Source organism: Caballeronia glathei, from assembly GCF_000698595.1.
Taxonomy (GTDB): domain Bacteria; phylum Pseudomonadota; class Gammaproteobacteria; order Burkholderiales; family Burkholderiaceae; genus Caballeronia; species Caballeronia glathei.
Genome location: NZ_JFHC01000172.1, coordinates 1 through 3741, shown reverse-complemented (window position 1 = coordinate 3741; position 3741 = coordinate 1). Strand labels below are relative to the sequence as shown.

Sequence of the window (3741 nt, the reverse complement as noted above, 5' to 3'; positions counted from 1 at the left end):
GGCGACAACTACCTTGAAAACTTCCGATGGTTGAGCGACGGCGCGAGGGACGCATGAAAAGTCGGTGACCGATCCTGGCGTGCTTCCTCGCACGGATTGGGGCTCACCTACGCGCGCTCCAATTTGGCAATTCGGTATATCAGGTAATACCCGATAGCACACAACCCAACGAAGATAGGCAAGCCGATAGAGCTATGGTCACCCACAACCCATCTTGTGATCATGAAGGATGCGGGCCACGCGGTACCTATGCAGCCCAACAGCGCACCGAGCCACGGCTTCACTCATCGCCCTCCAGCTTTTCGAATGGCTTGAGCATGCCGGGGAAATCTATGTCTTTGACTTGCATTTGCATCATAGGAATTGGGAGTGAAGAGGCGTCTCGCCCAACGAGCTGCGCGGGGCCGCGCTGATTCGCCACCCCGCTCTTGTGCCGTGGCATGTCAGTGCCTTTTCCGCGTCGGCTTGCGCCATGCGGCCCATAGCAACCCTAGCGCAAGTAGCGGCGCGCCGATTACCTGGCCTGCCGAAAATGCGGCATTCGACGAACCTTGCGCGTTAATCACGTAGACGATTACGGCAAGCGCATACACGGTGACGGCGATCCGAACAAACCAGCGGGTCACGCTTACGCGTGGGACGGCGCCCGGGGGCGCAATGGCTAATCCGGCAGGAGCTCCGAAAGTCGGCTCGGTGAGGTTTTCGCGGTCGAATTTAGTCATTACTTGAAAATTCCGATTCATTAAAGAGCCAACAGTAGGAAAAGTCAGTCGGCGCGACGAAACATAACACGCGGTATCGACGGAATGCCCCAATGACGAGCCTTGAAACGAGCGCTGGCAGGGGAATCTGAACGCAAACGGTCAGCGCTCTCTTGTTACCCTTGGATCCAGCTCATATTGGTAGCTTCCTCGACCATTATCCGGATCTCGGAATCATCCAATTCTGGAAACAAACTCTTTGCCAGATACTCGCGTTTTTCGAACGACCATCTTGACGCGTTGAACCTTGGGTGCTTACAAAGCTCTCTGGCGACATCGCCGAATCGCGCGCGTTCCGCCTTCTTTTTTTGATCATCCATACGGCGTCGTTCTTCAGTGAGCGACGAATCTAATTCTTTGGCCTGCGCTTCGAACTCGTCGATCCAGGTCGGCTGTTCCCAGACAACGTGCAACACGCCATCCATCATGAAGCTGGCAAGAAAAAGAGAAATCTGTCCGTTTTTCTTAGCCCATTTCTTTATCTGCGTCTTGAACTGGCTGTTTTTAGAAAGTGGCTCGTTGCCATCTTCGTCCACGATGCTCAACTCGCTAAGCAAATTTTTTTCGGCATCAAATTCTTCAGCATGAAGGTAAATAATGCGTGGGCGGTATTGACGCAGCAGATTCAGGAATTCGTCTAATCCTAAATCGGCCTTGTATCCACCCTGCTGGTTTGTAGCACCCAATATCGCCGTAACAAGGGCGCTACCGCATTCAAGCGCTGCCTTGCGAAGCAGCTCAAGTCGTTCTGCCAAATTCGGCTCAGTAGCCATGATTGCCTTTTTTAACCGGTCCGATGCGCCTGTATCCGCCGCGAAATCGACCAACGAGACCGTGCCCCCCTTGTTGCCACGGCCCACTACACTAGGCTGCAGCAAAACGCCTTAAGGGAAAAGGACTGGTCGGCTTCGCAGTCGGCCGGACCGATAACACCGTTTTTTGGGGGACCGTCAAAGAATGCCGGAGGCAACCAGCCCCTCAGCTACGTAGGTCCGCATTTTCCATATCCACTGCTCTTCACGGGCGTGCGAGTCGTCGCCCAAAGCAATTGTGCACGTCATCACTGGCGACCCATCCTTGCGCCTTGGCAAATCTATGGGCAACTCGGCAAAGAGCATCGCACCGAGTAGTCCATACTGGAGATTCGCCGCGGAATAGTTTGCATAGCCGGCGGCTTTGGCAAGCTGAGTAGCCGTGATTTTTCGGTCGGAAGCATTCAGGTGCGCTCTAAGCATGGCCTTGTGACCCGCAGTAAGCTGATGCGCAATGCGTACGAAGACCTTCGCAATTTCCACTGCTGTCGGTTCGTCGAGCCGCGCAGCTGCCGACGAGATCTGTCGTTCGTATAAGGCGTCGCAGAGCGCGCGCCACACCTCGTCCAAAGTCACTCTGCAAATATCGACGATTTTTTCCCCATTGGCCCACAACACTCCTCGGTGGCCATTATCGATGAAACGGGCAACTAGGGTGTACGGACCGGCCTTGATTGTCTTCATTTCGTCCGACATTACTTCCCCCTCTCTAAGGTGTTAATCCCTTTTGTAAAGCCCTCTCTCAGAAGGCGATCAAGTGCTTTGGCGAGTTCGTGATGCATAACAAGTTCATATTCCGCACGACGCGGCCTTATCGAACTGTCCGCGCCGATGGAACTGCTATAGAACGGGCCGTCACGCTTCGTATTAGGCAAAAATTCCATCCCTATTGTTTGTCCGAGCAGTTTTCCAAGCTTTCCAAACTCCAGATTGGCGTATGTGTGGGGCTGCTCCTTCGGAACGCTGCCCCCCGCCCGAGCGGCCGCAATGGCGAGTTCGCTGTAGGTCGCTGTTCGATTGTGGGCCTCAAAGAGATGACACAGCATTGCCCACCGAACCTTCGATATTTGTTCCTTTTCGATCAAGGAGCGAAGCGCGTCGTAGTACCTACCTGAATCTGGTACATCGAACCTTTCCTCGTTCTTCGCCATGAACCGAATGAGTTTGGTGTGATCGGTCTCAAGACCACGCTCCCGGAGGAATTCGGCGATTTCCCGCCAAGACCAGTTCTTGTCGCGAAGCGTCCGAATGGCTTCTGCGTGATCGGTAAGATCGGTTCGCTTTGGGGCACCGACAGCATCCGCGAGAATTGATTTTGACGTAGGCATCCGGAAAGACCTGTGTTTAGGGAAGAAACCGCACCACTATACACCACTTGCACCGACATGCACCACATTTAAGCAAGTCGCACCAGCGCGGACTCTTAGACATAAGACCTTCTTCACGGACACGCCCTGTGGCGGCTGCTTTAGAGCGTTGTTGTGACGTTCGAAGAAACCAACCGAAGGGCAGCAGAGGGTCGGCAACGAGCATGCGGTTTTCTCGTAAGCGGCCACTCGCGACCGAAGAGTTTGATGGGTCGTTGAATGACGGCGCTGGCCGACTTCAAGACCCGTCCATGCGGCTTCGCGCCCGAACAGACCCGATCGCCGGCCGAAGAAACTTATGACCGACGTGCAGAAGCGAGAGCGGAGGCGCGACAGACGCGAAGAAGTGACCGAGTCCTAGAGCCGTTAGACGACGATGCCGGACAACCAGGGTCGGGAGATACCGGCAGGGCCGTTTCCCTAGGCGTCCGGTCTGAGCCCAGTAAAGTGGCCGGACTTGAATGGCGCGCGATTTATACGTCGGAGCTTCGGAGGTGGTCGACGGTCGGGATAATGCACTCATATATGTCTTGGCCGAGCGCGCCGACTTCGCGCCATACGGTAGACGGACAATCTTGACCCGTCGCGTGTCGATCAAGAAGATCGTCACATACTTTCGCCAGTTGTCGAAGCAGCGCAAGCGCCTGAGTCTCGTCCCCGGCTCGCTGACGGTCAAGGGCTGCCTTTGCCTTCTGCGTTCCACGAGCTAGTGCTCGCCATTGGGAATCGCGGACTTCGAAGGCATAAGCGCCACGCTGCGCGGCTGCGCTTGAAACTGAAGTTGACCCAGAAAAACGGACA

5 protein-coding genes are annotated in these 3741 nt (G+C 55.1%); 1 reads left to right on the top strand and 4 read right to left on the bottom strand.

Going from position 1 to position 3741, the window contains the following annotated elements; all coding sequences use genetic code 11:
- Positions 1-443 precede the first annotated feature (443 nt).
- The 4 genes from BG61_RS37870 to BG61_RS37855 form a co-directional block, all read right to left on the bottom strand.
- Entirely contained in the window at positions 444-722 is a 279-nt protein-coding gene (locus tag BG61_RS37870; protein ID WP_035943358.1) for a hypothetical protein, read from the bottom strand.
- 155 nt (positions 723-877) lie between these two features.
- Positions 878-1621, bottom strand: coding sequence for a hypothetical protein (locus tag BG61_RS37865; protein ID WP_035943355.1), 744 nt, complete (start codon positions 1619-1621; stop codon positions 878-880).
- Between the two features lie 90 nt (positions 1622-1711).
- Positions 1712-2269, bottom strand: coding sequence for a hypothetical protein (locus BG61_RS39670; RefSeq protein WP_051673092.1), 558 nt, complete (start codon positions 2267-2269; stop codon positions 1712-1714).
- Positions 2269-2901: a hypothetical protein gene (locus BG61_RS37855; protein WP_152565294.1), complete on the bottom strand. Its 633-nt coding sequence runs from the start codon at positions 2899-2901 to the stop codon at positions 2269-2271. The genes BG61_RS39670 and BG61_RS37855 overlap by 1 nt, the downstream gene beginning before the upstream one ends.
- A 614-nt stretch (positions 2902-3515) precedes the next feature.
- On the opposite strand from BG61_RS37855, the gene BG61_RS44800 reads away from it, so the two are divergent.
- Positions 3516-3650 carry a hypothetical protein gene (locus BG61_RS44800; RefSeq protein WP_267908633.1) on the top strand — a complete coding sequence of 45 codons (135 nt, stop codon included), beginning with the start codon at positions 3516-3518 and terminating at the stop codon, positions 3648-3650.
- The last annotated feature ends 91 nt before the right edge of the window (positions 3651-3741 follow it).

What these genes read in the sequence shown, in the direction of transcription:
- BG61_RS39670 (WP_051673092.1), bottom strand. Translation starts at nt 2,269, where the DNA reads ATGTCGGACGAAATGAAGACAATCAAGGCCGGTCCGTACACCCTAGTT.
- BG61_RS37870 (WP_035943358.1), bottom strand. Translation starts at nt 722, where the DNA reads ATGACTAAATTCGACCGCGAAAACCTCACCGAGCCGACTTTCGGAGCT.
- BG61_RS37855 (WP_152565294.1), bottom strand. Translation starts at nt 2,901, where the DNA reads ATGCCTACGTCAAAATCAATTCTCGCGGATGCTGTCGGTGCCCCAAAG.